Source organism: Nocardia aegles (genome assembly GCF_052545135.1).
On record NZ_JBQWRI010000004.1, the window covers coordinates 61,813 to 88,063 of the forward strand.

26 protein-coding genes and 1 pseudogene are annotated in these 26,251 nt (G+C 68.0%); 12 read left to right on the top strand and 15 right to left on the bottom strand.

Features of this window, described 5'->3' with window-relative positions; all coding sequences use genetic code 11:
* Positions 1-86 precede the first annotated feature (86 nt).
* The 3 genes and pseudogenes from ACT89H_RS13705 to ACT89H_RS13715 all read left to right on the top strand — a co-directional run bounded on the left by ACT89H_RS13705 (position 87) and on the right by ACT89H_RS13715 (position 4,200).
* Positions 87-1,436 carry a diguanylate cyclase domain-containing protein gene (locus tag ACT89H_RS13705; protein WP_445108969.1) on the top strand — a complete coding sequence of 450 codons (1,350 nt, stop codon included), beginning with the start codon at positions 87-89 and terminating at the stop codon, positions 1,434-1,436.
* A gap of 10 nt (positions 1,437-1,446) precedes the next feature.
* Positions 1,447-1,734 (top strand): annotated as a pseudogene (locus tag ACT89H_RS13710) (antibiotic biosynthesis monooxygenase family protein); the annotation flags it as partial.
* A 168-nt stretch (positions 1,735-1,902) separates the two neighbouring features.
* On the top strand, positions 1,903-4,200 hold the full coding sequence (locus tag ACT89H_RS13715) for a HelD family protein (RefSeq protein ID WP_445108970.1): 2,298 nt from the start codon (positions 1,903-1,905) through the stop codon (positions 4,198-4,200).
* Between the two features lie 81 nt (positions 4,201-4,281).
* On the opposite strand, the gene ACT89H_RS13720 is transcribed toward ACT89H_RS13715, so the two are convergent.
* The 3 genes from ACT89H_RS13720 to ACT89H_RS13730 form a co-directional block, all read right to left on the bottom strand.
* Complete coding sequence (locus ACT89H_RS13720; protein ID WP_445108971.1) at positions 4,282-4,734, bottom strand: universal stress protein; 453 nt, start codon at positions 4,732-4,734, stop codon at positions 4,282-4,284.
* Positions 4,735-4,987: 253 nt separating this feature from the next.
* Positions 4,988-5,401, bottom strand: coding sequence for a DoxX family protein (locus ACT89H_RS13725; RefSeq protein WP_445108972.1), 414 nt, complete (start codon positions 5,399-5,401; stop codon positions 4,988-4,990).
* 28 nt (positions 5,402-5,429) lie between these two features.
* Positions 5,430-6,332, bottom strand: coding sequence for a DUF6597 domain-containing transcriptional factor (locus ACT89H_RS13730; RefSeq protein ID WP_445108973.1), 903 nt, complete (start codon positions 6,330-6,332; stop codon positions 5,430-5,432).
* A 52-nt stretch (positions 6,333-6,384) separates the two neighbouring features.
* Between ACT89H_RS13730 and ACT89H_RS13735 the strand changes: the two genes are divergently transcribed.
* Positions 6,385-6,855, top strand: coding sequence for a VOC family protein (locus ACT89H_RS13735; protein ID WP_445108974.1), 471 nt, complete (start codon positions 6,385-6,387; stop codon positions 6,853-6,855).
* 65 nt (positions 6,856-6,920) lie between these two features.
* Here the strand turns inward: ACT89H_RS13735 and uvrB are convergent, their stop codons facing one another.
* On the bottom strand, positions 6,921-9,110 hold the full coding sequence (gene uvrB / locus ACT89H_RS13740; protein WP_445108975.1) for an excinuclease ABC subunit UvrB: 2,190 nt from the start codon (positions 9,108-9,110) through the stop codon (positions 6,921-6,923).
* Between the two features lie 481 nt (positions 9,111-9,591).
* Between uvrB and ACT89H_RS13745 the strand changes: the two genes are divergently transcribed.
* Both ACT89H_RS13745 and ACT89H_RS13750 read left to right on the top strand, forming a co-directional pair.
* Positions 9,592-10,242, top strand: coding sequence for a ribonuclease FAU-1 family protein (locus tag ACT89H_RS13745; protein ID WP_445108976.1), 651 nt, complete (start codon positions 9,592-9,594; stop codon positions 10,240-10,242).
* Positions 10,243-10,299: 57 nt separating this feature from the next.
* Positions 10,300-10,824, top strand: a complete 525-nt coding sequence (locus ACT89H_RS13750; RefSeq protein WP_445108977.1) for a ribonuclease FAU-1 family protein — start codon at positions 10,300-10,302, stop codon at positions 10,822-10,824.
* A 57-nt stretch (positions 10,825-10,881) separates the two neighbouring features.
* Here ACT89H_RS13750 and coaE read toward each other — a convergent pair whose 3' ends face one another.
* On the bottom strand, positions 10,882-12,093 hold the full coding sequence (gene coaE, locus ACT89H_RS13755; RefSeq protein WP_445108978.1) for a dephospho-CoA kinase: 1,212 nt from the start codon (positions 12,091-12,093) through the stop codon (positions 10,882-10,884).
* Positions 12,094-13,645: 1,552 nt separating this feature from the next.
* Between coaE and ACT89H_RS13760 the strand changes: the two genes are divergently transcribed.
* Entirely contained in the window at positions 13,646-13,795 is a 150-nt protein-coding gene (locus ACT89H_RS13760; protein WP_445108979.1) for a hypothetical protein, read from the top strand.
* Positions 13,796-13,922: 127 nt separating this feature from the next.
* Complete coding sequence (locus ACT89H_RS13765) at positions 13,923-14,462, top strand: hypothetical protein (protein WP_445108980.1); 540 nt, start codon at positions 13,923-13,925, stop codon at positions 14,460-14,462.
* A 66-nt stretch (positions 14,463-14,528) separates the two neighbouring features.
* On the opposite strand, the gene rpsA is transcribed toward ACT89H_RS13765, so the two are convergent.
* Positions 14,529-15,995: a 30S ribosomal protein S1 gene (rpsA, locus tag ACT89H_RS13770; protein ID WP_039797295.1), complete on the bottom strand. Its 1,467-nt coding sequence runs from the start codon at positions 15,993-15,995 to the stop codon at positions 14,529-14,531.
* A gap of 241 nt (positions 15,996-16,236) precedes the next feature.
* On the opposite strand from rpsA, the gene ACT89H_RS13775 reads away from it, so the two are divergent.
* Positions 16,237-17,088, top strand: coding sequence for a class I SAM-dependent methyltransferase (locus tag ACT89H_RS13775; protein ID WP_445108981.1), 852 nt, complete (start codon positions 16,237-16,239; stop codon positions 17,086-17,088).
* Here the strand turns inward: ACT89H_RS13775 and ACT89H_RS13780 are convergent.
* From ACT89H_RS13780 to ACT89H_RS13795, 4 genes are all read right to left on the bottom strand, one after another.
* Positions 17,066-17,374 (bottom strand): hypothetical protein, encoded by a 309-nt coding sequence (locus ACT89H_RS13780; RefSeq protein ID WP_445108982.1) that lies wholly within the window; start codon positions 17,372-17,374, stop codon positions 17,066-17,068. The two genes, ACT89H_RS13775 and ACT89H_RS13780, sit on opposite strands and share 23 nt — an antisense overlap.
* A 102-nt stretch (positions 17,375-17,476) precedes the next feature.
* Positions 17,477-17,635: a type II toxin-antitoxin system antitoxin gene (locus ACT89H_RS13785; RefSeq protein ID WP_445108983.1), complete on the bottom strand. Its 159-nt coding sequence runs from the start codon at positions 17,633-17,635 to the stop codon at positions 17,477-17,479.
* Between the two features lie 12 nt (positions 17,636-17,647).
* Positions 17,648-18,532 (bottom strand): SPFH domain-containing protein, encoded by an 885-nt coding sequence (locus ACT89H_RS13790; protein WP_445108984.1) that lies wholly within the window; start codon positions 18,530-18,532, stop codon positions 17,648-17,650.
* 81 nt (positions 18,533-18,613) lie between these two features.
* Positions 18,614-19,975, bottom strand: coding sequence for an FAD-binding oxidoreductase (locus ACT89H_RS13795; protein WP_445108985.1), 1,362 nt, complete (start codon positions 19,973-19,975; stop codon positions 18,614-18,616).
* A 71-nt stretch (positions 19,976-20,046) separates the two neighbouring features.
* Here ACT89H_RS13795 and ACT89H_RS13800 point away from each other — a divergent pair, with 71 nt between their 5' ends.
* On the top strand, positions 20,047-20,946 hold the full coding sequence (locus ACT89H_RS13800) for a LysR family transcriptional regulator (protein WP_445108986.1): 900 nt from the start codon (positions 20,047-20,049) through the stop codon (positions 20,944-20,946).
* 16 nt (positions 20,947-20,962) lie between these two features.
* Here the strand turns inward: ACT89H_RS13800 and ACT89H_RS13805 are convergent, their stop codons facing one another.
* The 3 genes from ACT89H_RS13805 to ACT89H_RS13815 are packed head-to-tail and all read right to left on the bottom strand — an operon-like array spanning position 20,963 to position 23,634.
* A complete protein-coding gene (locus ACT89H_RS13805) occupies positions 20,963-21,715 on the bottom strand; it encodes an amino acid ABC transporter ATP-binding protein (RefSeq protein WP_445109324.1) in 753 nt (250 codons plus the stop codon).
* A gap of 32 nt (positions 21,716-21,747) precedes the next feature.
* The gene (locus ACT89H_RS13810; protein WP_445108987.1) at positions 21,748-22,707 is read right to left on the bottom strand and encodes an amino acid ABC transporter permease; all 960 of its coding nucleotides are present in this window, start codon (positions 22,705-22,707) and stop codon (positions 21,748-21,750) included.
* A gap of 3 nt (positions 22,708-22,710) precedes the next feature.
* Positions 22,711-23,634 (bottom strand): ABC transporter substrate-binding protein, encoded by a 924-nt coding sequence (locus tag ACT89H_RS13815; protein ID WP_445108988.1) that lies wholly within the window; start codon positions 23,632-23,634, stop codon positions 22,711-22,713.
* A gap of 571 nt (positions 23,635-24,205) precedes the next feature.
* Between ACT89H_RS13815 and ACT89H_RS13820 the strand changes: the two genes are divergently transcribed.
* Positions 24,206-24,670, top strand: coding sequence for an SHOCT domain-containing protein (locus ACT89H_RS13820; protein WP_445108989.1), 465 nt, complete (start codon positions 24,206-24,208; stop codon positions 24,668-24,670).
* A gap of 23 nt (positions 24,671-24,693) precedes the next feature.
* Here the strand turns inward: ACT89H_RS13820 and ACT89H_RS13825 are convergent, their stop codons facing one another.
* Together ACT89H_RS13825 and ACT89H_RS13830 are read right to left on the bottom strand one after the other, a co-directional pair.
* Positions 24,694-25,002, bottom strand: coding sequence for an SHOCT domain-containing protein (locus tag ACT89H_RS13825; protein WP_445108990.1), 309 nt, complete (start codon positions 25,000-25,002; stop codon positions 24,694-24,696).
* A gap of 9 nt (positions 25,003-25,011) precedes the next feature.
* Complete coding sequence (locus ACT89H_RS13830; protein ID WP_445108991.1) at positions 25,012-25,464, bottom strand: DUF6325 family protein; 453 nt, start codon at positions 25,462-25,464, stop codon at positions 25,012-25,014.
* Positions 25,465-25,749: 285 nt separating this feature from the next.
* Between ACT89H_RS13830 and ACT89H_RS13835 the strand changes: the two genes are divergently transcribed.
* Positions 25,750-26,229, top strand: coding sequence for a DUF7144 family membrane protein (locus ACT89H_RS13835; protein WP_445108992.1), 480 nt, complete (start codon positions 25,750-25,752; stop codon positions 26,227-26,229).
* Positions 26,230-26,251: the final 22 nt, after the last annotated feature.

Genomic DNA, 26,251 nt, shown 5'->3' on the forward strand with positions numbered 1-26,251 from the left:
CGTGGACGATGTGATCTTGTCCACGTCGATACCAGAATAATCCCGTGTTCCAATGGCCATAATGGGGTCGATGATCGGGGGTTCGAGTGGGTGACGACGAGCTGGCCGCCGCGGTCGACGCCGCCGAACAGCTGGCCGCGCGCTACCGCTCTCTGGTCGAGCACACTCCGGACGGGATCTGCGTGCACGAACGCGGCCGGGTGGTCTACGTCAACCCGGCCACCGTCCGGCTGCTCGCCGCGGAGGACGCCGAGGAGATCATCGGCCGTCCGCTCACCGATTTCGTCCATCCCGCCTCGATCCCGGCGATGCTCGACCGCATCAGCACCCTCAGCACCGCGGGCGCGGCCTCGATCCCCACCGAGATGACCCTGATGCGGGTCGACGGCGGCACCGTCCCGGTGGAGACGGTGTCGGTGCTGACCGCCTGGCACGACCACCTCGCCTACCAGGTGGTCATCCACGACCTCACCGCCCAGCGGCACGCCGAGGCCGCACAGCGCAAGGCCGAGCACTACTTCACCACCGTCGTGTCCCAGTTGGAGGAGGGCGTCGTGGTGATCGCTCCGGAGGGCCGGATCGAGTCGATGAACCCGGCCGCCAAGCGGATTTTCGGTACCGAGGGACCCGACGGCATGGTCATCGGGCGCACCATCCAGTCGCTGCCGCTGGTGCTGCTGGACGTGAATGCCCAGCCGCTGCCGCCGAGCCGCCATCCGGTGGCGCGCACGCTGGCCACGGGCGAGACCATCACCGGCTATGTCTTCGGCGTCGACCGGGTGGACGGCCAGCGGCGCTGGCTGTCGGGCAGCAGCCGCCTGCTCAATCCCGGCGACCCGGGCTCGTCGGCGGTGTCCTCCTTCGCCGACATCACCGAATTCCGCGCCAGCAGAAGACAATTGGAGTACCAAGCCACGCACGACTCGCTCACCGGGCTGGCCAACCGCTCGCTGATCCTGTCCCAGCTGGCCGCCGCGCTGGCCAGTACCGAGGAACTGCTGCCGGTATCCACCGTGCTGTTCATCGACCTGGACGGGTTCAAGGCGATCAACGACACACTCGGGCACGCGATCGGCGATACCGTGCTGCAGATCGTCGCCCAGCGCTTGCAGCGCGCGCTGCGCGGCGACGACATCGTCGGCAGGCTCGGTGGCGACGAGTTCCTGGTCCTGCTGTCCGGCCGCACCCGCCGCGTCGACATCGCGGCACTGGTGAACCGACTGCGCTCCACCATGGCCGAGCCGATCATCGCACGCGGGCACCGGATCGAGGTGAACGCCTCGATCGGCGTCACCGAACTCGGGGTGGGCGACCGGCGCAGCCCGGAGGCGGTGCTGCACGACGCGGACCTGGCGATGTACCGTGCGAAGCCGCCCGGACGGCGAGAAGTCACCGTCACCAAGGGCCGCAGGCCCAACAGCACCCACGCGTCCTGACGAGTTCGCCATGATCATCGAACACGCACTGCTGCCGGTTCGCCCCGAACTGGCCGCCGATTTCGAAGCCGCATTCGCCGTGGCACGGCCGATCATCGAAGGCATGCCGGGCTTCCGGTCGCTGTCGCTGTCCCGCGGGGTCGAGTCGCCGGGCAGCTACCTGCTGCGGGTGGTATGGGACCGGCTCGAGGATCACGTCGCCGGATTCCGCGGCTCGCCGGAGTACCAGCGCTGGAAGGACCTGCTACACCACTTCTACGACCCGTTCCCGGTGGTCGAGCACTTCACGCCGGTGCAGCTCGCACCGCCCGCCGACCTCGCCTCCGTCCCGGCACCGGGGGCCTCACCTGCGGTTACGGCGAGTCCGTCGCAACCCCAGTAGACTCGACAACTCTGCTTTCCGTGCGCGCACCTGCCCGACCTCGGCGGCGTGCGCGCGCCTGTTCGCGGTGACAAGGAGTTCAGTTTGCCCGACCTCACTCAGGACCGTGCCGCCCATGACGGCACGCCCGAGCGGACCCGCGAAACCGATCAGGAGCAGGCCTACCTGTCGGTGCTGTACGAGCGGCTCGACGAAATGCGCGACTACGCGCGCAACCGGCTGCGCACCGTGCTGCTGGAGACCGGCGGTACCCCGCAGGCCCGCAGCGAACGGGAGTCGTTCACCCAGCTCTACTCCGAGGACCTGGCGAAATACGATGCCGCCGAGCACGGCCTGTGTTTCGGACGCATCGATCTGGACGGTGAGCAGGACGAGTATCGCTACATCGGCAGGTTGGGCATCCTCGACGAGAAAGACGACTACGAGAGCCTGCTGCTGGACTGGCGGGCCCCGCTGGCGCGGCCGTTCTACCTGGCCACCACCGCGGCGCCGGACGGTGTGACCAGGCGCAGGCACATTCGCTCGCGCAACCGCAAGGTGACCGCGATCAACGACGAGTACCTCGATCTGGAGGCCGCGCGCCGGGCGGGCGTCACCGACGCCGGCGGCGGCGTCGGCAGCGAGAGCGCGCTGCTGTCCGCGCTCAACGCCGCGCGCACCGGTCACATGAACGACATCGTCGAGACCATCCAGCACGAGCAGGACGCGATCATCCGCTCCGAGCACAAGAGCGTGCTCGTGGTGCAGGGCGGCCCGGGCACCGGCAAGACCGCCGTCGCGCTGCACCGGGCGGCGTATCTGCTCTACACTCACCGCCGGCAACTGGCCAAGAGCGGCGTGCTGATCATCGGGCCGAACGCCACCTTCCTCGACTACATCGGGCAGGTGCTGCCGTCACTCGGCGAGACCGGCGTGCTGCTGTCCACCATCGGCGATCTGTACCCCGGCGTCCGGGCCGCCCGCGAGGACTCGTTGCGCGCCGGCGAGATCAAGGGATCGCTGACGATACTCGAGGTGCTCAAGCAGGCGGTGCGCGATCGTCAGCAGGTGCCCGCCGAGCCGATCCGGCTGAGCTTCGACGGCTATCCGGTCGCGCTGGATCGCAAAATCGCCACCAAGGCCCGCGGACGCGCCCGCTCCTCGCGCCGCCCGCACAACCTGGCCCGGCCGATCTTCGCCGCCGCGGTGATCGACGCGCTGACCGATCAACTCGCCACCACCATGGGCGCCGACCTCTCCGGTGGGCCCAGTCTGCTCAGCTCGGCCGATCTCACCGAGATCCGCGACGAAATGCGCGCCGACCCACAGATCCAGGCGGCGATCGCGACACTGTGGCCGATCCTGTCCCCGCAGGAGGTCCTGGCCGACCTGCTCGCCGACCCGAAGCGGCTGGACCGGGCCGCGAGGTCGCTGGACCCGGCCGACCGCGCCGAACTGCTGCGGCCGGACGACGGGCGATTCAGCCCCGGGGACGCGCCGCTGCTGGACGAACTGGCCGAACTGCTCGGCGTGGACGACACCGAGGAACGCGAACGCGCCCGCCGCCGCTGGCGCGCCCGGATCGCCGAAGCGCAGGACGCACTGGACATCCTCACCGGCTCCGCGCCCCAGGATCTGGAGGACGACCTCGATCCCGAGATCCTGATGGCCTACGACCTGATCGACGCGAGCCAGCTGGCCGAGCGCCAGGACTTCCGCGCCCGTCAGACGACCGCGGAGCGCGCCGCGGGCGATCGCACCTGGACCTACGGCCACGTGATCGTGGACGAGGCGCAGGAACTATCGGAGATGGCCTGGCGCATGGTGATGCGACGGATCCCGAACCGGTGGGTCACCGTGGTCGGCGACGTCGCGCAGACCGGCGACCCGGCGGGCACCTCCTCGTGGCAGCGGATGCTCGAGCCGTATGTCGCCGCCCGATGGAAGCTCACCGAGCTCACCGTCAACTACCGCACCCCCGCGGAGATCATGGACGTGGCCGCCGACGTCCTCGCCACCATCGATCCGGCGGCGACCGCGCCGCGCTCGGTCCGCGAGACCGGCGTGGCGCCGCGCGCGTACCGGGTCGCGCCGGACGATGTGCGCGCGGAGGTGGCGCGGCTGGTCGGCACCGAGACGGGGCCGGGGACCACGGCGGTGATCGCGCCGCAGCCGCTGGCGGCACGGCTGGCCGACCTCGCAGGGGATGCGGTGCGGGTGCTGACCGTGCACGAGGTGAAGGGCCTGGAGTTCGACGCGGTCTACCTGGTGGAACCGCAGGACATCCTGGCCGAATCGCCACGTGGGCTCAACGATCTGTACGTCGCGCTGACCCGCGCCACCCAGCGACTCGGCGTCGTGCACAGTGCGGATCTACCCGGCGTTCTGCGCCGGCTGCGCTGAATCGCGAACACATCGGAACGACGAAAAGTCTTGTGCCGCATCGCCATTACTATGGCACGCGGCCTTGCTACCGCGCCGGACTCAGCGCACCGTGTGCACGATCAGGACGTCGGAGCGGGACTTGCGCGCCACGTCGGAGGGCACCGAGCCGAGCAGCCGTCCGGCCAGGGTGTTCAGGCCCCGGTTACCGACGACCAGCAGGTCCGCGTCGACCTCCTCGACCAGCGACAGCAGCGATTCCACCGGCTCGCCGACAATGGCGCGCTCGACGATGTCGACCGCACCCGCCGCGATCGCCTTCTCCCGCGCGATACGCAAGATCTCGGTGGTCGGCGCGGAACCGCGTACCTGGTAGGCCTCCTCCTTGAGCACGTCGGCCGCGGCAGCGACGTCGCGGTCGTCGGTCGGGTAGTACGCGCAGGCCACGACCAGGGTCGCGACGGAAACGCCGGCCAGGGCCCCTGCCTTCTCAACGGCGACATACGACGAGTCCGAGCCATCGGTGCCGACGACAATGGTCCGGTAGGCGGTCATCTCTCCTCCAACTATGCGGTGTGTCGGGTGCTGCGCACGGGTTCGCCCGATTCGACAGAGCGCAGGCGCGGCGACTGGGGTCGACCATAGCGGCAAGCGGTGTGGAAAATTAAGAAATCGCACGACATCGCACTCGGCCTTTCGGCCATTCCCCCGCGGATTCGCCTGGGAATACCGGAACGGCCGCAACATCTGTGATGTGCCACAACCGCTTCGAAGGGCGTTCGCGCAATATCAGCGCGCCGAGCGGGGACTAGAGGTCGAAAAGCGGCCGGGTGATGGTCAATCCGAGTTCGTCGACGTGCGCGAAGAACGCGAACAGCATGAGGGCCGCGCCCGCCAAGGCGACGTCCTTGTTGAAATGGATCATCTCGCCCTGCCTGGTCTGCGGATCGGACTCCTGCCAGAACCGGTGCATCACGGTCGCCGTCGGCAGCAACGCGACGACCAACAGTAGCGAACCGAGGTCGGCCCAGACACCCAGCAGCACGCTGAGGCCGCCCAGCAGAAACAGCGCGCCCGAGCCGAATACGGCGGCCTTCGCCATCGGGACGCCCTTGCTGCGCGCGTACCCCGCCATCGCCTGGGTCCGGGTGAAATGCCCGAGGGCGGAAGTCAGGAAAAGTAGTGCGAACAGCACTCGACCGATCAACACCACGACATCCATGTCCAACTCCTCGTCGGCTGTCCGGCAACTAAGCCCTCGTCGAGAGGACCTTGGCGGTGACCTCGTTGCGCAGGCGTAGGGAATTCTTGGCGTATTCCAGAGGTGCCATACCCACTTCCGCGGTGAACTCACGCGAGAAGTGCGCCTGGTCGAAATACCCCAGTTCCGTGGCCAACGCCGCGAGATCTTCGATCCGGCCTTTCGCGAGCAGATCGGCGCCGTCCTGCAATCGATAGCGCCGCAGTACCCATTTCGGCCCGGCACCGACGTAGCGGCGGAAAATGCGCTGCAGCGTGCGGGCGGGCACATCGAACCGCGCCGCGATCTGATCGACCCTGGTGAGTTCTTGGTCGGTGGCCATGGCGTCGATGATGCGCAGCACCAACCGATAGGTCGGGTCCTCGACCGCGGGGTGGTCGGCGAGGTATTCCGCGACGACGCGGCAGCGGCGCTCGACAGTCGGCGCCTCCAGCACTCGTTCGGCCAGGCCCGCGGCGTCGGGCAGCACGTCCACGAGCGGGACGGCGCGATCGCGGAACGAGCCGACATCGAGTCCGGTGAACGCGCCGAACCCGCCCGCACGGAAGCGGATGCCGAATGTCTCCCCGAGCCCGCTGAGTTCGCGAATGAACTTCGTGGTGGTCACACCGTTGACGAATCCTCCGGTGCGCGTGTCGGATCGCTCGAAGGTGACGTTCACGCTCGGATAGGACAGGACCTCCGCCCGATACGGCGGTCTGCCGCGCAGATCCCAGCACACCGCCCAATACCACTCGACGTAGCGGTCGACCGCGGGACTCGGCGGCAATCGGACCAGGGAGCGATGTTTCGCCTGCTCGTCCGGATGCAGAATGCCTTTCGTGTCCGCGGGCGCGAGGGGATTGCGGGCCCGTGGCGGCTCCGCGGCGGATGGTTCGGCGCTACGCGGCACGGTGTCGCTTTCTTACAAGACCCGCGGGCCCGGACCGGCGAGGGTAGTGGCCATGACGAACACCGTGAAACCCATTGCCGACGGCTATCACTCGATCACCTGTTTCCTCGCGGTCGGTGACGGCAACAAAGCGATCGATTTCTACACCGCCGTTTTCGATGCCGAGGTGATCACTCGCAACGACCTGCCCGACGGGCAGCCCGCGCACGCCGAACTGAAGATCGGCGACTCGACCCTGCAGCTGGGGCTGCCCATCCCGGACAACGGCGTGCTGGCGCCGAACGGGGAGTGGGTACACACCTCGATCGTGCATTACTGCCCCGATGTCGACGCCGTGGTGCGGCGCGCTGTCGAACACGGCGCCGGTAAGGTCGAGCAGCCGCAGACCTTCGTGACCGGCGACCGGTTCGGCGTGGTGATCGATCCCTTCGGCCACCGCTGGGTGGTGCTCACCAAGGTCGAAGACGTCTCGCGCGAAGAGGCCGAACGCCGGGTGAACGAATGGATGGCCACCCAGGCCTGACGGCCCGGCTGCCTCCGCGGTCGTTCCGGGAACGGCCCGCGGAGGCAGCGCCGCTTCGTTCCGGATCACCTCAACCCGGCGGCGTCCATGCCGCGCAATTCCTTCTTCAGATCCGCGATCTCGTCGCGCAACCGGCCGGCGAGCTCGAACTGCAACTCCCGAGCGGCGTTCATCATCTGTGTGGTGAGTTCCTGCACGAGCTCGGAGAGTTCGGCACGCGGCATCGACTTGACGTCGCGACCCTCGTACACGCCCGTGCTCACCGCCCGTCCGGGCTCACCTTGCGCACGCCTGCCGCGGCTGGCGTTGCGGCCGGAGCCGCCGACCTCCACCTCGGTTTCGTCGGCCTCGCGGTACACCTGGTCGAGGATGTCGGCGATCTTCTTGCGCAGCGGCTTCGGATCGATGCCCATCTCCTCGTTGTAGGCGACCTGTTTCGCGCGGCGGCGCTCGGTTTCGTCGATGGCGTACCGCATCGAGTCGGTGATCTTGTCCGCGTACATGTGCACTTCGCCGGAGACGTTGCGCGCCGCGCGGCCGATCGTCTGGATCAGCGCGGTGGTGCTGCGGAGGAATCCTTCCTTGTCCGCGTCGAGGATCGCCACCAGCGACACCTCGGGCAGGTCGAGACCCTCGCGCAGCAGGTTGATGCCCACCAGCACGTCGTATTCGCCGAGCCGTAGCTGCCGCAGCAGCTCGACGCGGCGCAAGGTGTCGATCTCGGAGTGCAGGTAGCGCACCCGGACCCCCAGCCCCAGCAGGTAGTCGGTGAGATCCTCGGCCATCTTCTTCGTGAGCGTGGTGACCAGGACCCGCTCGTCGCGCTCGGTCCGCTGCCTGATCTCGTGGATCAGATCATCGATCTGCCCCTTCGTCGGCTTCACCACGACCTTCGGATCGACCAGGCCGGTCGGCCGGATGACCTGTTCGACCACCTCGCCGCCGGTCTGCCCGAGCTCGTAGGGCCCGGGCGTGGCCGACAGATAGACCGTCTGCCCGATCCGCTCGGCGAATTCCTCCCAGGTCAGCGGCCGGTTGTCCACCGCCGACGGCAACCGGAAGCCGTATTCCACCAGGTTGCGCTTGCGGGACATGTCGCCCTCGTACATCCCGCCGATCTGCGGGACGGTGTTGTGCGACTCGTCGATGACGAGCAGGAAGTCCTCGGGGAAGTAGTCCAGCAGCGTCGCGGGCGCCGAACCGGCCGGGCGGCCGTCGATGTGGCGGGAGTAGTTCTCGATGCCGGAGCAGAAGCCGACCTGACGGATCATCTCCAGGTCGTACTGCGTGCGCATGCGCAGCCGTTGCGCCTCGAGCAGCTTGCCCTGGCGTTCCAGCTCGGCGAGCCGGTCCTCGAGCTCGGCCTCGATGTCGCGCACCGCGCGCTCCATCCGCTCCGGCCCCGCCACGTAGTGGGTGGCGGGGAAGATCCGCAGCGTGTCGACCTGGCGCACCACGTCGCCGGTGAGCGGGTGCAGGTAGTACAGCGCCTCGATCTCGTCACCGAAGAACTCGATACGCACGGCGAGTTCCTCATAGGACGGAATGATCTCGACGGTGTCGCCGCGCACCCGGAACGAGCCGCGGGTGAACGCCATATCGTTGCGGGTGTACTGCACGTCGACCAGCAGCCGCAGCAGCGCGTCCCGATCGATCTCGCCGCCGACCTGCAGCTGCACCGACCGGTCGAGATACGACTGCGGCGTGCCCAGGCCGTAGATGCACGACACCGAGGCGACCACCACCACGTCGCGCCGGGACAGCAGGCTGGAGGTCGCCGAATGGCGCAGCCGCTCGACGTCGTCGTTGATCGAGCTGTCCTTCTCGATGTAGGTGTCGGTCTGCGCGATGTACGCCTCGGGTTGGTAGTAGTCGTAGTAGGAGACGAAGTACTCGACGGCGTTGTTCGGCAGCATCTCGCGCAGTTCGTTGGCCAGCTGGGCGGCGAGCGTCTTGTTCGGTGCCATCACCAGCGTCGGCCGCTGCAACCGCTCGATCAGCCAGGCCGTGGTGGCCGACTTGCCCGTACCGGTGGCGCCGAGCAGCACCACGTCGCGCTCCCCCGCTGTGATCCTGCGCTCCAGCTCGGCGATCGCGGCAGGCTGGTCGCCCGCGGGCTGGTGCTCGCTGACCACCTCGAACCGGCCGCCGACGCGCTCGATCTCGCCGACCGGGCGGAACTCCGAGTGCGCGAGCGGCTGCTCGGCGGCCCGGTCCTCGAAGCCCTCCGCCGGAATCTCGGTTGCGAATGCCATGCTCACCAGCGTAGGCCCACCCACCGACAGATTCCCGTGGGCCAGGAGCGGCCGAACCGGGCGATAGCCTGAACACTCTCACTGTGCATCCGGTCACAGCACAGTCGGCGGCGACCGGCCGTCACCAGGGGCCACGAGCTCGCGCCGCCACGAAGCACCGAGAGATGAGCGAACCACCCGTCGGCCCTCACGAACACAGGGGATAGCGACACCGCGCGGTGGGTATACCGAAAGAACGCGCTGTCGAACACTTTCGGCGCAGCGGCGCGAGCCGGCCCCGATCGCTCTCGGCGGCAAGGAGTTCGGCGCTCCACCGCGTCCACACAGCCGCGTCACCGGGTCTCGGCGCACACCGGTACATGTCCGAAATGTCCGTTGCGGCAACAGGTTTCGTATCGGCGAACACCTTATCGCGAACCGCGCGAGCGCCCCGGCCCAGGTGTAACCTGATCTGGTTGTTCGGACGTGAAGGACAAGAGCCATGAGCGGTCTGATTCCATTGCTCGTCGCCGTGCCGGCTGTGACCGGCCTCGCCGGGTACGTCGCCAGAGACATCCGCGCGGTGGTTCCCTCCGTCGCCGGCGCCGCCACGGCCGCCCCACCGGGGCCGATCCCCGCGGTCAGACCGGCGCCGCATCGGCCGAAGGTGGAGTTCTTCAATCTGGCCGAACTCAGCAACACCGACGCCAAGGGCTTCGTCCGCCCGGTCGACCGCTTCCACGTCGAGCCGTGGGGCCTGTACATGGCACGCCGAGTCGGCGGACCGGATTCGTACTACCTCGAATCCTGGTTGCTGCCGGGCCTGTCGTTGCGCGCGACGCTGGCACGGACCAACCCGGCACACCACCGGGAACCGGTCTACCGCCTCGACGTCGGCGAGTTCACCCGGGTCGGCCAGAAGCGCTGGAAGGCGGTGGACCAGTACTTGTCCATCGCCGTGCGGCCCGGCGGCGGCGCCGAACTACTCGGCGTCGACGAGCTGCTCGCCGCACATGCCGCGGGACTGATCGACACCGCGCAGGCGCACCGGGCGTTCGAGCGGGCCACGGCCGTGCTGGACGGGCTGGCCGCCCACGATCACCGCGTGGAGAGCTGGCTCGCCACCCACGGCATCACCCTCACCTGGATGTAGCCCGCGGAGTACTGCGTCCGGCTCGACGCATCGGGAACGGCGGTAGATTCTTGATGCATGACGCAGGCACCCATCGTCGACGTGCACCGGCCCAAAGTCGAGTACTTCAACCTCGCGGACCTGACGAACACGGATCCGAAGGGCTTCGTGCGCCCGGTCGAGAAGTACCACGTCGAGCCGTGGGGGCTGTACATGGCGCGCACCTCGGATCACCCGCAGTTCCGCTACATCGAGTCCTGGTTGCTGCCGAAGCTGCACCTGCGCGCGACCATCTTCCACTATCTACCCGCGCATCGGCGCGACCAGGACTACTACCTCGACATCGGTGATTTCACCCCGGTCGCCCCGAAGAAGTGGAAGTCCGTCGATCACTACCTCGACATCGTGGTGCGCTCCGCGCGCGAGACCCAACTGCTCGACGTCGACGAGCTGATCGCGGCGCACGCCGCGGGCCTGATCAGCCTCGCCGACGCCGAGGCGGCCGTGCAGCACGCCACCGCCGCCATCGACGGCATCGCCGCCAACGGCCACACCCTCGAGGACTGGCTGGCGACCATGGACATCACGTTGACCTGGCTGTAGTCCCGCAGCTGCGCGCACCCGGCACGATCAGCGCGCTGAACAGCCTGGAGCGCATCGCTAGGACGCCGGCGAATCCCGCCAGGCGAGTGCCCGTGGGTACGCGGCGTCGAACCACGGCTCCTTGACATCGAGATAGGCCGCGGTCGCCTCCGCGCCCGTCAGCCCCGCCGCTTTGGCCTCACCCTCGCGCTTGACGGCGAGATACTCCGCGCGAGCCCCGGCGTCCGCGCGCAGCCAGTCCCGCAGCAGCAGTGCGTACTGCTGCCCGGGCGAGCCCTCCACGCGCACGTGCACGTTGGCCAACCGGCCGGGGTCGGCGCTCTGGTGGAAGCGCTTGCTCCACAGCGCGGCATTCACACCGGCGGGGTCTTGCGGGGTCGGCTTGGGATTGTCCTGGGTGGCCTCCGGCCGCGCCGGGAATCCCGCGGCGGCGATGGCATCGCGCAGGCCGTCGGCGGCGGCCAGGTCGGCGACCGTGATCTGGAGATCGATCACGTCGTTGGCGGGCAGACCCGGCACGGAGGTGGAGCCGACGTGGTCGATCCGGGATGCGGCGCTGCCGCAGGCCACCCACAGCCGGGCGATCAGCCGCTGCGCCTGCGCGGGCCACGCGGGATCGGCCGGCACGAGCCGGATGTCACCGCGGCGGGCGGACGTGCCGGCACGCAGGTTGCGTTCGAAGGGCACCAGGCGCTGCGCCCACAGCTCACGCACCTGCGCTTCGACCTCACCCGGCGCGCCACGGTTGTCCAGCAACACATCGGCAACGGCTCGGCGCTGTTCGTCGGTGGCCTGCGCCGAAATACGCGCACGCGCATCGGCTTCAGCGACACCGCGGAATTCCACCAAACGGCGAATTCGTGTTTCGGCGTCGACGTCCACAATGAGCACGAGATTCATCAGAGGCGCCAGGCCGTTTTCCACCAGCAGCGGAATATCCTGCACCACAATGGCGTCGGCGGGCGCGGCCGCGATCAATTCCGCGGTGCGTTTTCCGACGAGCGGGTGGATGATCGAATTCAGTTTCGCGCGCGCCGCGTCGTCACCGAAGGCCTTGGCCGCCAGAGCGGGCCGGTCGAGGCCGCCGTCGGCGGCGAGGATGCCTGCGCCGAACGCCTCCACCAACGCGGCCAGCCCTTCGGTGCCCGGCTCGACCACTTCCCTGGCGACGAGGTCGGAATCAATGACCACCGCGCCGAGATCGGCCAAGGTCCGGGCTACCGTCGACTTCCCCGCTCCCATGCCTCCGGTGAGGCCGATTCGTAACATTCGACCAGTCTCGCATCCGGGCCGCGCTCGGGCGTGCGCTGCCCCGTACGCGCCTCCGGCCGACCCGCCCCGGACGACGAGCAATCCGGCCGATTACCCGATGCGGTCGCGTATTCCACCACCCCGGAAGTCATTTGCCCGTTCCGTGACGATGCCGAGACCGATTCGCAACAATTCCGGATGTTTACCGTTCGGGCACGGTGACTTTCCGACACGCCGAGACAATTACTCGGGCAAAATACTCTGCCGCACAGTTTCGTTCCGCTAATCTTCGCCGTGGCGATCCAGGCCGACACCAGCGAAGCAAAGGAACACCATTGGGCACCAGAATCAACCAGGCGGGTCGCCACCGCCTGGGCATGGCGGGACGAGTGCACTGCATTCAGATCCCCGCTGTCGCGGCGGCGCTCGCCGAGCACCGCCGCTCTTGGTTCACCGCGTTCATCAGTCCCGCGCGGCACAGTTTCGCTGCCATGCGGAACCGTCCGGCCGCACCCGCGGTCCGGTGGGTACCTGCTACCGCAAGCTGAACCCGAGCTCGACGTGGCCCAGCCTCTCGCCAAGGCTGGGCCACTGTTTTGCATACCCACAGCCTGTGCGGTTCGCGGTACCCGACATCGCCGCGCCGAATGTAAGTACAGTTGCAAGATCGATCGCGGCCACGACAGTGGACCCGTCTCCGACGGAACTCCGCGTCGGTCATTCCGCAAGAGCGTCGCCGCCGCTGGATACGAAAGTCGAAGCAGAGCCACGCCGCAGCGGTTTCGCGAAGATGGACGAGTCGATTCGGCGCGAGCACGCCGCCGGCCCGCGCCACGCAGTACCAACCCACCGCGGTTTCCCTTTAATGGCGATCGCCGGAACACGCGGGAGACAGCGCCGAAATCCTTTTGATCTAGCGCACCCTTCCCACCTGCCCGTCACCCGAGCCGAAAAAGCATCGCCGGCCAGGCCATCGCCTTTGCCACGATGGGAAATCTCCGTTCACCAGCGGCCCCACCGTTTCGGATTCGCGATGTGGTGCACTCCTGGCTAACTATCCGAGCGAGTCAGCCCGACGTCACGCGTCACAGCAGCCGTACAGCTGCCTGCGCTCCGGTTCGTCCAGCACGGCCAGGGCGGGCACGTTACGGAATGCCTTTCACGACATCGCGCACGGCTCCGCCGAGCCCGGCCACCTCGGGGAAACATCCTCGGCGCGCCGGGGCGATTCCGGCTCGCCGACGCCGCTGCCCGACCCGACTGGCTAGAAGCCGAGGGAACGGACTAGATCGCCCATCTCGGCGCGGAACAGTTTCCCGGGTCCTGAGCGTGCCCGTACACCTCGAGCGCGATCGGTCCGTGTATCCGGCCCCACAGACGCAGAGCGAGCGCGAGCGCATCAGGTGGCAGATCCGGGAAATCGGACCGGACATGGTCGACCAGGCTCGCGTCGAAGTCGGTCCACGCGCGGTCCGCCGCGGATGGTCACCGAAGCACTGCGGCGGGGGCACCGGGTCACCGCCTTCACGCGCGACGCGGCACGTTTCCCCGCCCGCGGCGGCAGCGAGACGTGGGCGGTGGCCGACTGGCTGGACAGCGAGAGCATCTCCTCGGAGACCTCTCCGCCGAAGACGTCGCGGTCGCCATCGTCGACGAATCCATCGTCGACGAAGCCGAGCAGCCCCGTTTCGTTCAGCGCCGCTTCACCGTGGGTTACTGAGACCGGAGTCGTCTGCCGGAAAAGTCCGTCGCGGTTTCTGTCGTACCCCTCCGGCACACTAAGGGATGTCAGACGTCGATCCGGTTGCCACGCAAAGTAACCCGCAACCCGAGAGATAGGGGTCATCATGCCCGACGTCCTTGCTTCGACGCCCGACCGTCTCGCCGTGGATCACGAAGAACTCGTGGCCTTCGCGGCCGAGATCGAGCGGCACCGTGCCCTGCTGCGCCCGGCCGCGGAGGACTACCGGTGCCGCATGGCTCAGCGGATCGAGCACTTGGATCCGTCGGACCAAGAGCTGTTCCTGCGGCAGGCGGAGCAATTCGTCGTCTCGCTGCTGATCGACCCGATCCGGCACAGCACACTGGATGTGGCCGCTTATCGCGCGATCCGGGACGGCGCTCCCGTGCGCTTCGACGCCGAATGTCGTGCTTATGTCCTGCACCGGCCGGAACGGGAGCCGCTGGTGATCCGTCCCGGTATGCCGGAACATCGGCTGGGCGTCATCGCCCGGCTGGCCTCGCTCGGGTTGCGGCTCGAGCAGATTCAGGTCGTCGCGCTCACCACGGCGCAGATGATGGCGCCCCACGAGGCCGCACGGCCACCCGCGTACGCGCCCCGAGTGCAGCGGGGCACGACGAAGCCCTCGCGACACGGGAACGATTGAAACCCATCGAAACGACTGTGCCCCAACCGAATCCGGTTGGGGCACAGTCGTTCAGGCTATTGCCGATCAGGCGTTGCCGGACAGCTTCTCGCGCAGAGCCGCCAGCTGGGCGTCGCTGGCCAGCGAACCGCCGGCGGGCTCGGCCTGGCCCGCGGAGGACTGCGAACCGCTCTCGGACGAGTAGTTCGACGCGCCGCCGCCGTTCGCGGCCTCGGCCGCGGCGTCGGCCGCCATCTTCTCCATCTGCGCGGTGTGCATCTTGTGGCGACGCTCCGCCTCGGCGTAGCGGCCTTCCCACTCCTCGCGCTGCTTGTCGAAGCCCTCGAGCCACTCGTTGGTGTCGGGGTCGAAGCCCTCGGGGAAGATGTAGTTGCCCTGCTCGTCGTAGCTGTCGGCCATGCCGTACTTCGACGGGTCGAACTCGGCGTGGTAGTCCTCGTTGGCCTGCTTGAGGCTCAGCGAGATCCGGCGACGCTCCAGGTCGATGTCGATGACCTTGACCATCGCGTCGTCGCCGACGGCCACGACCTGGTCCGGAACCTCCACGTGGCGCTCGGCCAGCTCGGAGATGTGCACCAGGCCCTCGATGCCCTCCTCGACGCGGACGAACGCGCCGAACGGAACCAGCTTGGTGACCTTGCCCGGCACGATCTGGCCGATCGCGTGGGTGCGGGCGAACTGACGCCACGGGTCTTCCTGGGTCGCCTTCAGCGACAGCGAGACGCGCTCGCGATCCAGGTCGACGTCGAGCACCTCGACGGTGACCTCGTTGCCGACCTCGACGACCTCGGACGGGTGGTCGATGTGCTTCCAGGACAGCTCGGAGACGTGCACCAGACCGTCGACACCGCCCAGGTCGACGAACGCGCCGAAGTTGACGATCGAGGAGACCACACCCTTGCGGACCTGGCCCTTCTGCAGCTGGTGCAGGAACTCGCTGCGCACCTCGGACTGGGTCTGCTCCAGCCAGGCGCGGCGGGAGAGCACGACGTTGTTGCGGTTCTTGTCCAGCTCGATGATCTTGGCCTCGATCTCCTTGCCGACGTACGGCTGGAGATCGCGCACGCGCCGCATCTCGACCAGCGACGCCGGCAGGAAGCCGCGCAGACCGATGTCGAGGATCAGGCCGCCCTTGACGACCTCGATGACGGTGCCCTTGACGGCCTCGTCCTTCTCCTTGAGCTCCTCGATGGTGCCCCACGCACGCTCGTACTGCGCCCGCTTCTTCGACAGGATCAGGCGGCCTTCCTTGTCCTCCTTGGTGAGAACAAGGGCCTCGACCTCATCGCCCACGGAAACGACCTCGTTGGGGTCGACGTCGTGCTTGATGGAGAGCTCACGAGAGGGGATGACGCCTTCGGTCTTGTAACCGATGTCGAGCAGGACCTCGTCACGATCGACCTTGACGATGGTTCCTTCGACGATGTCGCCGTCGTTGAAGTACTTGATCGTGGCGTCGATGGCGGCGAGGAAATCCTCGGCGGAGCCGATGTCGTTGACGGCTACCTGCGGCGAGGTGACGGTGGTGGGCATGTGTCGGTTTGCTCCGGACGGATTGTGGTCGGTTGCGGACATTGGAACTTTCGGTACGCTGCGATCTCACCGCGAGGTGTGAAGACGGACACTTAGGAACGTACCGCACGCGACGCGCGTGAAACTCAGCACGGGTTGAACTCCGGTACGGCTGTACGGAAGACACTCGCGCGTTCAGCGTACGCGACCTCGGTCCGGGCGGGCAAACCGGTCGGGCCGCCACGCCGATAGTCTGATCGGCGTGTCGGAAGATCGCCATGCGCAAGCAAACGCACTGCTCGGAACGACGGGTACGGTGCGGACCCGGATCGGATCGGCGGCCAGCAGACTGGCCAGCAGGCGGTGGTGGGACGCCGACGCCGCGCAATACCACGAGACGCACGCGGATTTCCTCGGCGTGGACTCCCCCGGCGGCGAGTTCGTGTGGTGCCCGGAGGGCCTGCACGAAGGTGACATGCGATTCCTCGGCGACGTCACCGGCAAAGCAGTACTGGAGATCGGCTGCGGCTCCGCTCCGTGCTCGCGCTGGCTGGCGGGGCAGGGTGCGCGACCGGTCGGACTCGATCTGTCGCGCGGGATGCTCGAGCGGGGGCTCGCGGTGATGGCGCGCGGCGGTCCGCGGGTGCCGCTGGTGCAGGCGGACGCCGAGGCCCTTCCATTCGCGGACGCGTCGTTCGATCTGGCCTGCTCGGCGTTCGGCGCGGTGCCGTTCGTCGCCGATTCGGCGCTGGTGATGCGCGAGGTGGCGCGGGTGCTGCGCCCGGGCGGGCGCTGGGTGTTCTCGGTGAATCACCCGATGCGCTGGATCTTCCCGGATGATCCGGGTCCGGCGGGCCTGACCGCCACCATCCCGTACTTCGACCGCACTCCGTACGTCGAGGTCGACGGCGACGACGTGCCCACCTACGTCGAACATCACCGAACCATCGGCGACCGGGTCAGAGAGATCGTCGCCGCGGGACTGGTGCTGGAGGACATCGTCGAACCGGAATGGCCGGAGTGGCTCGACCGCGAATGGGGTCAGTGGAGCCCATTGCGCGGCGAGCTGTTCCCCGGCACGGCGATCTTCGTCACGAGGAAGTCCGGAGCGTGAGGCGACGATCCTCGACCAGCTCGAGCAGGGAGACCTCATGGCTGACCATCGTCATCTGCACCTGCGGCAGATCGTAGAGCTTGTGCAGTTCGTCCCGGAATGCCTCGGCCTCGGCCATGGTGTCGAAGTCCAGCTCGACGAGCACCCGGTTGGCGTTGTGCGTGAACCGTGCCACCCGGCAATTGCGGGCGCCCGCCTCCGTGAAGAAGCGCTCCAGACCGTCGAACCCGGACTTCCATGTCTCGTAGTCGCGGGCGGTGTCATCGATGCGCACGATCGTGGTCATGATTTCCCCTTTCGGTTCCGACGGGGGGGACATGTGCTGACACCTTGCCAGTCTTCGCGCCCTCGGGCCGGGGCACCATCTCTGATCGGTATCGAGGTCGTGTCACTGCGACTTCGGTCTGCGCCCGGCCTGCTCCAGCGCCAGGCGCAGCGCGTACTCGATCTGGGCGTTGATACTGCGCAGGTCGTCGGCCGCCCACTTCGCGATGGCGTCGTGGACGGCCGGGTCCAGGCGTAGCAGCAGTTTCTTGCGCTCGGCCACGGGCAGCCCGCCTCAGGAGTAGAGCGAACCGGCGTTGACGACGGGCTGGGTGGGACGATCACCGCACAACACGACGAGCAGGTTCGACACCATCGCCGCTTTCCGCTCCTCGTCCAGTTCCACCATGCCCTCCTGGGCGAGCCGCTCCAGCGCGAGGCCGACCATGCCGACCGCGCCCTCGACGATCCGGGTCCGCGCGGCGACCACCTGGGCGGCCTGCTGGCGGACCAGCATGGCCTGGGCGATCTCGGGTGCGTAGGCGAGGTGGGTGATCCGCGCCTCCAGCACCTCGATACCCGCCATCTCGGTGCGCTCGCGCAGTTCGACGGTCAACTCCTCGGCCACCTCCGCGCCGTCGCGCAGGCTGGTGCGGTCGGCCTCGTGGGCGTCGTACGGATGCGTCGTGGCCAGGTGCCGGACGGCCGCCTCGGACTGAGTCGCGACGTACTCCTCGTAATCGTCGACGGCGAAGGCGGCCTTGAAGCTGTCCACCACCCGGTAGACGACCACCGCGGCGATCTCCACCGGGTTGCCGTCGGCATCGTTGACCTTGAGCTTCTGCGTCTCGAAGTTCCGCACGCGCAGCGAGATGCTCTTGCGGTCGGTCAGCGGGAGCACCGAATAGAAGCCCGGCTCGCTCACCGAGCCGACGTAGCGGCCGAAGAACTGCACCACTTTGGCCTCGTTCGGGTTCACCACCGTCAGCCCGGTCGCGAGCAACAACAGGACGACGACAACGATCGTGGCCGCCACCGCACCGGCCACGGCGAGACCGTTGCCGTCCCTGGCGCCCGCGACGAAGCCGAGCGCCGCGCCGCCGCCGAACAGGACCGTGAGCACGAACCACCCCAGCAGCACCAGAAAGCCGTCGACATGGAACGCGGGTCGGAACTTCATGACAATCCTCCCAATATCAGAGTGATATCACGAAGATAGCATGGCGCTGCCGCGCCGCACCAGGGCACGGCAGCGGTGCGGTCACCCGGCGTCCGGCCGGATGTTGCGGTTGAAACGGAACAGATTGCGCGGATCGTGCTTCGCCTTGAGCGCGGCCAGCCGGGCGTAGGTGTCCGGCCGATAACCCGCGCGGGTCTGCGCCTCGTCCGCTTCCGCGCCCGCGCCGTAAAGGAAATTCAAGCTGTGCCCGAGCGTCCACGGCGTCAGCGCGGCACGGACCGCGGCACGGGTCGCGGCCTCCGCGGGGCCGGTGATGATTCGCACGATATAAGCAGCCTCGCGGTGGTCCACAGCGATGCCGGTATCGCTCGGGCGGGCCAGCCCGCCGCCGAGATGACGGACGTCGACGACCGCGCGCGCGCCGGAATCCGGGCCCGCGACGGCCAGCAGAGCCGCTGCCGTTTCATCGGTGAACTCGCCGAGCAATGCGTTGGTGGCGGCGTAGGCGTGGGGATGATCGGGGTCGCTGTGGATGGTGTGCGACTCGATGTACGGCATCGCGCGCAGATCGTCGGTCAGTCGTTCGCCGACCGCCCGCAACGGCGCGACCAGGCGTTCCCCTTCGTCCGCCGGACCGCTGTAGGCGATCCGGATAGAGGCGACGTACCGACCGCGCAGCGGGGCGGGCACCTGCGGGATGTCCGGGAAAGCGAGCATGGTGACCGTCGAGGTCAGCTCCTCCGGCACAGTCGCGGTCCATCGGCGCCACGCGTCCAGGGCCCGCTCGACCAGCGGCGTGTCGAACACCAACTGTCCGCCGTACACCGTGGTGACCGGCACCAGGCCGACCTCGAGCGCGGTCACGACGCCGAAGTTGCCTCCGCTGCCCAGCACCGCGCCGAACAGCTCGTCTTCCGGTGTCAGGGTGCGCGCCCTGCCGTCGGCGGTGACGAGCTCGATCGATCGCACGTACTCGGCCGCGTACCCGAACCGGCGCGCGAGCAGCCCGACGCCGCCGCCGAGCAGATAGCCGACCACGCCCACCGACGGCGACGACCCGTTCAGGGGCGCCAGCCCGTGCTCGGCCGCCGCTCGGACCAGCGCGTCCGCACGCACTCCCGCGCCGACGTGCGCGGTCCGGCGGACCGGATCGATCCGGATGCCTGCCATACGGTGGGTGCTGATCACCACGCCGCCGTCGGCGGCAACGGACAGCCCGTGGCCGGTGGCCTGCACGGCGATCGGCAGATCGTGACGGGCGGCGTACTCCACGGCCGCGCGTACATCCTCGGCGTGCACGGCGCCGACGATCAGCGCGGGCCGATGGGTGTAGGCGGTCTGGAATCCGGCGATCTCCGCGTCGTATCCGCCGTTACCCGGGCGGAAGACCGGACCGGTGAAGATGTCGCTGTTTTCTTCGATCTGTGCGGCGTTGTTTCCCATGGCTTCGACCCTGCCGGGCCGGGCAGAATAAGTAAAACAGATAGTTATTCTAGTTACTAGAATTATTGTTTATGGAATTGCGGCAGCTGCGATACTTCGTCACGGTCGCCCAGGAAGGAAGCTTCACCCGCGCGGCGGCGCGGCTGCACCTGGCCCAGCCCGGCCTCAGCGCCCAGATCCGGCAGTTGGAACGCGAACTCGGCCGGCCACTGCTCGACCGCGGCGGGCGCACGGTGACCTTGACCGAGGTCGGCGCCGCCGTCCTGCGACACGCGCAGGCTGCACTGGCCGCCGCCGAACAGATCACCCACACGGTTGACGAGTTCAGCGGGTTGCTGCGGGGCCAGGTCCGGATCGGCCTGATTTCGGGGGCGGCGGTCGAGGAGTTCGACGTCGCCGCCGTGCTCGCCGATTTCCACCGGGACCACCCGCGAGTCGGCATCAGCCTCACCGAGGACACCTCCGAGCGGATGCTCGCCGCGCTCGTCCGGGGTGAACTCGATATCGCGTTGATCGGAATGACCGGCGCGGACATCGCTCCGGGCATCGGCATCGAGGTGGTGCTGGAGACCGCCGTGGTGGCCGCGGTCGCGGCGGCGGACCTCGGCTACGGCGCCGAGATCCCGCTCACCACGCTGCGGGATCGTCCGCTCATCTGCCTCACCCCGGGTACCGGCATCCGCGGCGTCTTCGAGCGTGCTTGTGCGGCGGCGGGATTCGAGCCCGCGATCGCCTACGAGGCGGCGGCGCCCCCGCTGCTGCTGCGCCTGGCCGCACGCGGTCTCGGCATCGCGGTGGTGCCCGCGCTCACCGCCGAGGAGGCCGCGGCCTTCGGGGTGCGCAGCGTCCGCATCGTCGATCCGGAACCACGGGGTCGCCTCGCGCTGGCCTGGCGCGCCGACCGCCCCGCGAGCCCGGCGGCCGACGTGCTGCTCGGGCAGCTGCGCGGCGCGCTGCGCCCCGAGACGTGAGTCGGATCCACCCGGATCAGAGCAGTCGCGAGAGGAACGCCTTGGTGCGCTCGTACTGCGGATCGGCCAGCAGTTGCCGGGGCGGCCCGGCCTCGACGACCACGCCGCCGTCCATGAACACCAACTGGTCGGCGACCTCGCGGGCGAATCCCATCTCATGGGTCACCACGACCATCGTCATGCCCGACCGGGCCAGTTCCCGCATGACCGTGAGCACCTCACCCACCAGCTCCGGATCCAACGCGGAGGTCGGCTCGTCGAACAGCATGAGTTTGGGATCCATGGCCAGGGCACGCGCGATCGCCACGCGCTGCTGCTGCCCGCCGGACAGCTGTGCCGGGTAGGCGTTCGCCTTGTCCGCCAGCCCGACCCGGTCCAGCAACTCGCGCGCCCTGGTCACCGCCTCCGACTTCCGCACCTTCTTGACCTGTGTGGGCGCCTCGATGATGTTGTCCAGTGCGGTGCGGTGCGGGAACAGATTGAAATGCTGGAACACCATCCCGATCTCGCGGCGCTGCTCGGCCGCGTCGCGGGGGCGCATCTCGTAGAGCTTGCCGTTCTTCTCCCGGTAGCCCACGATCTCGCCGTCGACGTAGAGTCGGCCCGCGTTCACCTGCTCCAGGTGATTGATGCAGCGCAGGAAGGTGGACTTACCCGAGCCGGACGGCCCGATCAGGCACAGCACTTCGCCACGGCCCACCTCGAGGGAAACGCCCTTGAGCACCTGGAGGGCGCCGAAGTTCTTGCAGACCCGGTCGGCCAGGACCATCGGAGGGGCGGCGGTCTTCCCGACGTCCACGCTCATTTCGCCTTCTCCCCCTGCTGGGCGTCGGCGAGGTCCCGCAGCTGTTTGGTGGTCAGCGTGCGGGAGACGCCGCGCGAGTAGTAGCGCTCCAAGTAGTACTGCCCGATCATGAGCACACTCGTGATCGCCAGGTACCAGGTGGCGGCGACCAGCAGCAGTGGAATGGGCTGGAAGTTCACGCCGTAGATGTCGCGCGCCCGGCCGAACAGATCGGTGCTCAGCGGGATGCCGGTGACCAGCGAGGTGGTCTTCAGCATGCCGATGAGCTCGTTGCCGGTCGGCGGGATGATCACGCGCATGGCCTGCGGCAGCACCGTGCGGCGCATGGTCTGGCTCCAGGACATGCCGAGCGCGAACGACGCCTCCCGCTGCCCCTCACCGACGGAATTGATTCCGGCCCGGACGATTTCGGCCATGTAAGCGGCCTCGTTGAGCCCGAGGCCGAGCACGGCGAAGGCGAACGCGGCCTGCAGCTGCTGCACGTCGAGGTGGAAGAACTGCGGTCCGAACGGGACGCCGAGCTGGATCCGGCTGTACAGGGAGGGGACCAGCCCCCAGAACACCAGCTGCACGAACACCGGGGTGCCGCGGAAGATCCACAGGTACACCCACGCCGAGCTGCGCAATACCGGGTTCGGCGACAGCCGCATCACGGCCAGCACCGTTCCGAGGACGACCGCGATCGCCATCGCGCACACGGTCAGCTCGAGCGTCACGATCGCGCCGGCGGTGATCCTGGTGTCGAACAGGTATTTCCCGTAGGTGTCCCAGCGATAGGCCGGGTTCGTCGCGGCACCGTAGACGAAAAGCGCCACCACCGCGAGGATGACCACCGCCGCTATCCAGCGACCCGGCCTGCGCAGCGGAACCGCTTTGATCGGCTCCGGCTCCCGCGTCGAATCCGCTCCGCCGGGCCCGGGGTCGCCGGGCGCCGGCCGAGTGTCGTTGTCCGCCATCGATCAGCTCACAGCGCCGTTCACGACGGACTTGGTGATCGCGCCGTCGTGCACGCCCCAGTTCTTCGTGATCTCGGCGTATTTGCCCGTGTCGATCAGGTGCTGGACCGCCTTCTGCAACACGGCGGCCAGCGGCGCGCCCTTCGGCACCGCCCAGCCGTAGGGCGCGGAGTCGAACACCGGGCCCGCCGTCTCGATCTTGCCACCACTCTGCTTGATCGCGTACGCCGTCACCGGCGAATCGGCCGACATGGCGTCGACCTGGCCGAGCACCAGCGCGTTCGTGGCGGCGCTCTGCTCGTCGAACGACTTGATGTCGATGGCGGGTTTGCCCGCGGCGACGCACTTGGCGCTCTTGGCGGGCACCTCGTCGGTGTGCTCCACGGTGGTGGCCTGCACGGCGACCTTCTTACCGCAGGCGTTCTCCGGGTCGACCGGCTTGCCCTTCTGCTGGGCCCACTGGATACCCGCGTTGAAGTAGGTCGTGAAGTCGACCTGCTGCTCGCGTTCCTTCGAGTCGGTGATCGACGACATGCCCACGTCGTAGGTGCCCGCCTGGATCGAGGGGATGATCTTCTCGAACGCCGACTCGACGTACTCGGCCTTGACGCCGAGCACGGAGGCGACCGCGTCCATCAGGTCCACGTCGAAGCCGACGATCCGGCCGCCGGCGTCCTTGTACTCGTTCGGCTGGTAGGGAATGTTCACCCCGACGACGAGCCGGCCGGATTGCTTGATCTTGTCGGGCAGTTGCGCGGCGATCTCGTCGACCTTGTCCACCTGCACCTTTGCCACCGACGGTCCGGTGTCCTCGGTGTTCGTGGTACATCCGGTCAGCACCAGTGCGCCCGCGGCGAGCGCGCCCGCGGCGGCTCGCAGGGCGCGCCTGCCGAGAAACGAACGATCAGACACAGCAGTCCTCCACATTTTGGCTCCACGCAACCCGGGTGTCATCACCCGTTTGGCAATCTAAGCCACCAGGCCGCCGCGCGCTGGACCGTAATGCAACAGCAACACGAACTCGTCGCCCGGGCCCGGGGACTCGCGGCTCGCGGTGCACGCGGACGGCCGCCTTCACCAGAACCACTCCCAGCGCGGGGCGGACTGCCGTACCGGCGCCGGCGCGGAATTCTCCGGCAATCTTGACGCCGCTTGCGCCAGCGCCGATGATTATTTGCCGGTCTTTTAGGACGGAAGAGTTGCCCGGTGCGTCGGCTGAAGCGAGCGACGTGTCCGGACACTCGAAAATAGATGTGCCCGGAATATTCGAGCGACACCGCGCCGGTGAGCCGCTGCCCTTTCGGAAGCCTCTCGCCGACGCCCGCCCAGCACCGATGCGGTTCGGCCGACCGAACGAATAGGCGTACGACAGACAAAGCCCGGCAAGCGCAGAGAAAGGTTTGTTTTCCGGCCACCGGGCCGTCCGACGGCCCGATCCAGAACACGGTGAGCCGCGACTTCCGAATATGCCGCGGGCTCACCCGAGGAGGTTCACATCATGGATTCGTTCTGGGACTACGTGTGGTACACGATCCTCGTATTCGCTTTCGTGGCATACCTGATCGTGCTGTTCCAGATTCTGGTCGATCTGTTCCGCGACCATTCCGTCTCCGGCGTCGCCAAAGCGGTGTGGGTGGTCGCCCTGGTCGTGTTCCCTTATCTCACGGCTTTGGTCTACCTCGTCGTCCGCGGCCGGGGCATGGCGTTGCGCGCCCAGCGGGCCCAGGCCGAGGCGAAAGAAGCCACCGATCAGTACATCCGGGAGGTCGCGGGCAAGTCCCCCGCGGAGAGCATCGCCGACGCCAAAGCGCTCCTGGACTCGGGCGCGATCACCGTGGCCGAGTTCGAGCAGCTCAAGGCTCGAGCACTGGCGGGCCAACACGGGCCCGCGCCGCAAACGGGCGCCGCGCCGACGCCGCAACCGAGCGGTGCGCCGCCCCCGGCCGCTGGCACGGTGAGCTGAGCCGGGACGCCGGCTCGGCGCGCTCAGGAAGCGAGGATGCGGGCTTTCTCGGCCTCGAATTCGGCGTCCGTGAGCACGCCCTGCGCTTTGAGTCCAGCGAGTTCCTTCAACGCCGTGATCCGGTCCATGCCCGCACCGCCGTCGCTCGGCGGGGCGGGCATGGGCTGTGGCGCGGCGGCTTGCGCGGCATACTGTTGCGCATACGGGTCGTACTGCGCCTGCTCCTGCGCTGCCCAGCGTTGCCCCTGACGTCGGGAGACGCGGTTGGAGACGGCGGTCGCGGTTCCGGCGACCATAGCGGTGCGGGCGACGCCGCGAAGCAATCCTGGCATGACGGTCTCCTATCGACTCTCTGCCTCGAGGGCATCCAAGGACGACAAGATGCTCTGCACGGGGATACGTCCGGAGGCTACGAGTTGAGCGCCGTTGCGGCGCAGCGCGGACGCGAACGGCGCCGCCCACCGGTTCTCGTAGACCAGGATCGCGGCCGAGCATCCCGGTTCGAGCGCGGCCCCGGCTTCCCTGCGGTCGGTCTCGTCGAGCAGGCCCGAACCCGCCTCCGCGAACAGGGTGATGTCGAAGTCCCCTTCCAGGCCCATGTCGGCGATGTCGATTCCGGACAGGGAACCGTCGGTGTCCTTGCGGACGAACGCCAGATCGAGCACCCGGACGATGCCCCGCTCGGCGAGATCCACCAGCATGGGCAGGGCCGAGCCGTCGGGGGGTCGATCCGGGGGAAATTCGATAACGAGATAGTCAATGGGCCCTATCGCGTCGATATCGGTACCGGTCACCGAAGCCTCTTTTCCGTTGCGAAACGACGAAATCCGTTCGAATCGGAACGCCATGCCGGCCGACCTTCCGCCGATCACCCGGAATACGCACCGGCATCCCGAATTCGAGAATGGCAACCGCGAACCGGGTAGCCACCCTGATGCTAATCTCAGTGATAGCGTACGCCGCCGACCGCCACCCGGTCGCGAAACCTTCGGCCCGGCCCGGACCTTCAGGCCCGAAGCCCGCTCCGGCATGGCGCGCATTCCATGTCGATACGAATTCGTCGCGAAAGGGAACCGCACATGTCGCAACACAATCCGAGCGACCGGGAAAACCATAGCGTCCGGCAAGGAATCGCCGCAGGCACATCGATCGCGGCCGCCATCATACTGACCACCCTCGGATTCCTTCAGCTGTTCCAAGGAATCTCCGCGGTGGCCCAGGACGAGCTCTTCATCCAGGGTCAGCAATACACCTTCGAATTCGACTTCACCGCATGGGGGTGGATCCACATCGCGCTCGGTGTGGTGATGGTGATCGTGGGCATCGCCCTGATGACCGGCGCGACCTGGGCGCGCGTGTCGGCGATCGTGATCGCGGCCCTGTCGATCATCGCCAACTTCCTGTGGCTGCCGTACTACCCGGTGTGGTCGATCGTGATCATCGCGCTCGATGTCGTGGTGATCTGGGCCGTGACGACGTGGAACCCGGAGACGACGTTCCAGGGGCCGGGACCCGCCCGCGGTCCGGGAGCGCCGCCCTCCGGATCGGCGACGGTCTGAGCAGCGCCGCCACGGTCGCGTA

Coding starts and splice junctions, on each gene's coding strand:
- ACT89H_RS13735 (WP_445108974.1), top strand. CDS start 6,385: ATGACGAACACCGTGAAACCCATTGCCGACGGCTATCACTCGATCACC.
- ACT89H_RS13795 (WP_445108985.1), bottom strand. CDS start 19,975: ATGGGAAACAACGCCGCACAGATCGAAGAAAACAGCGACATCTTCACC.
- uvrB (WP_445108975.1), bottom strand. CDS start 9,110: ATGGCATTCGCAACCGAGATTCCGGCGGAGGGCTTCGAGGACCGGGCC.
- ACT89H_RS13820 (WP_445108989.1), top strand. CDS start 24,206: ATGGATTCGTTCTGGGACTACGTGTGGTACACGATCCTCGTATTCGCT.
- ACT89H_RS13725 (WP_445108972.1), bottom strand. CDS start 5,401: ATGGATGTCGTGGTGTTGATCGGTCGAGTGCTGTTCGCACTACTTTTC.
- coaE (WP_445108978.1), bottom strand. CDS start 12,093: ATGTTACGAATCGGCCTCACCGGAGGCATGGGAGCGGGGAAGTCGACG.
- ACT89H_RS13745 (WP_445108976.1), top strand. CDS start 9,592: ATGAGCGGTCTGATTCCATTGCTCGTCGCCGTGCCGGCTGTGACCGGC.
- ACT89H_RS13805 (WP_445109324.1), bottom strand. CDS start 21,715: ATGGTCCTGGCCGACCGGGTCTGCAAGAACTTCGGCGCCCTCCAGGTG.
- ACT89H_RS13835 (WP_445108992.1), top strand. CDS start 25,750: ATGTCGCAACACAATCCGAGCGACCGGGAAAACCATAGCGTCCGGCAA.
- ACT89H_RS13780 (WP_445108982.1), bottom strand. CDS start 17,374: ATGACCACGATCGTGCGCATCGATGACACCGCCCGCGACTACGAGACA.
- rpsA (WP_039797295.1), bottom strand. CDS start 15,995: ATGCCCACCACCGTCACCTCGCCGCAGGTAGCCGTCAACGACATCGGC.
- ACT89H_RS13750 (WP_445108977.1), top strand. CDS start 10,300: ATGACGCAGGCACCCATCGTCGACGTGCACCGGCCCAAAGTCGAGTAC.
- ACT89H_RS13815 (WP_445108988.1), bottom strand. CDS start 23,634: ATGTGGAGGACTGCTGTGTCTGATCGTTCGTTTCTCGGCAGGCGCGCC.
- ACT89H_RS13810 (WP_445108987.1), bottom strand. CDS start 22,707: ATGGCGGACAACGACACTCGGCCGGCGCCCGGCGACCCCGGGCCCGGC.
- ACT89H_RS13825 (WP_445108990.1), bottom strand. CDS start 25,002: ATGCCAGGATTGCTTCGCGGCGTCGCCCGCACCGCTATGGTCGCCGGA.
- ACT89H_RS13790 (WP_445108984.1), bottom strand. CDS start 18,532: ATGAAGTTCCGACCCGCGTTCCATGTCGACGGCTTTCTGGTGCTGCTG.
- ACT89H_RS13720 (WP_445108971.1), bottom strand. CDS start 4,734: ATGACCGCCTACCGGACCATTGTCGTCGGCACCGATGGCTCGGACTCG.
- ACT89H_RS13765 (WP_445108980.1), top strand. CDS start 13,923: ATGCCCGACGTCCTTGCTTCGACGCCCGACCGTCTCGCCGTGGATCAC.
- ACT89H_RS13800 (WP_445108986.1), top strand. CDS start 20,047: ATGGAATTGCGGCAGCTGCGATACTTCGTCACGGTCGCCCAGGAAGGA.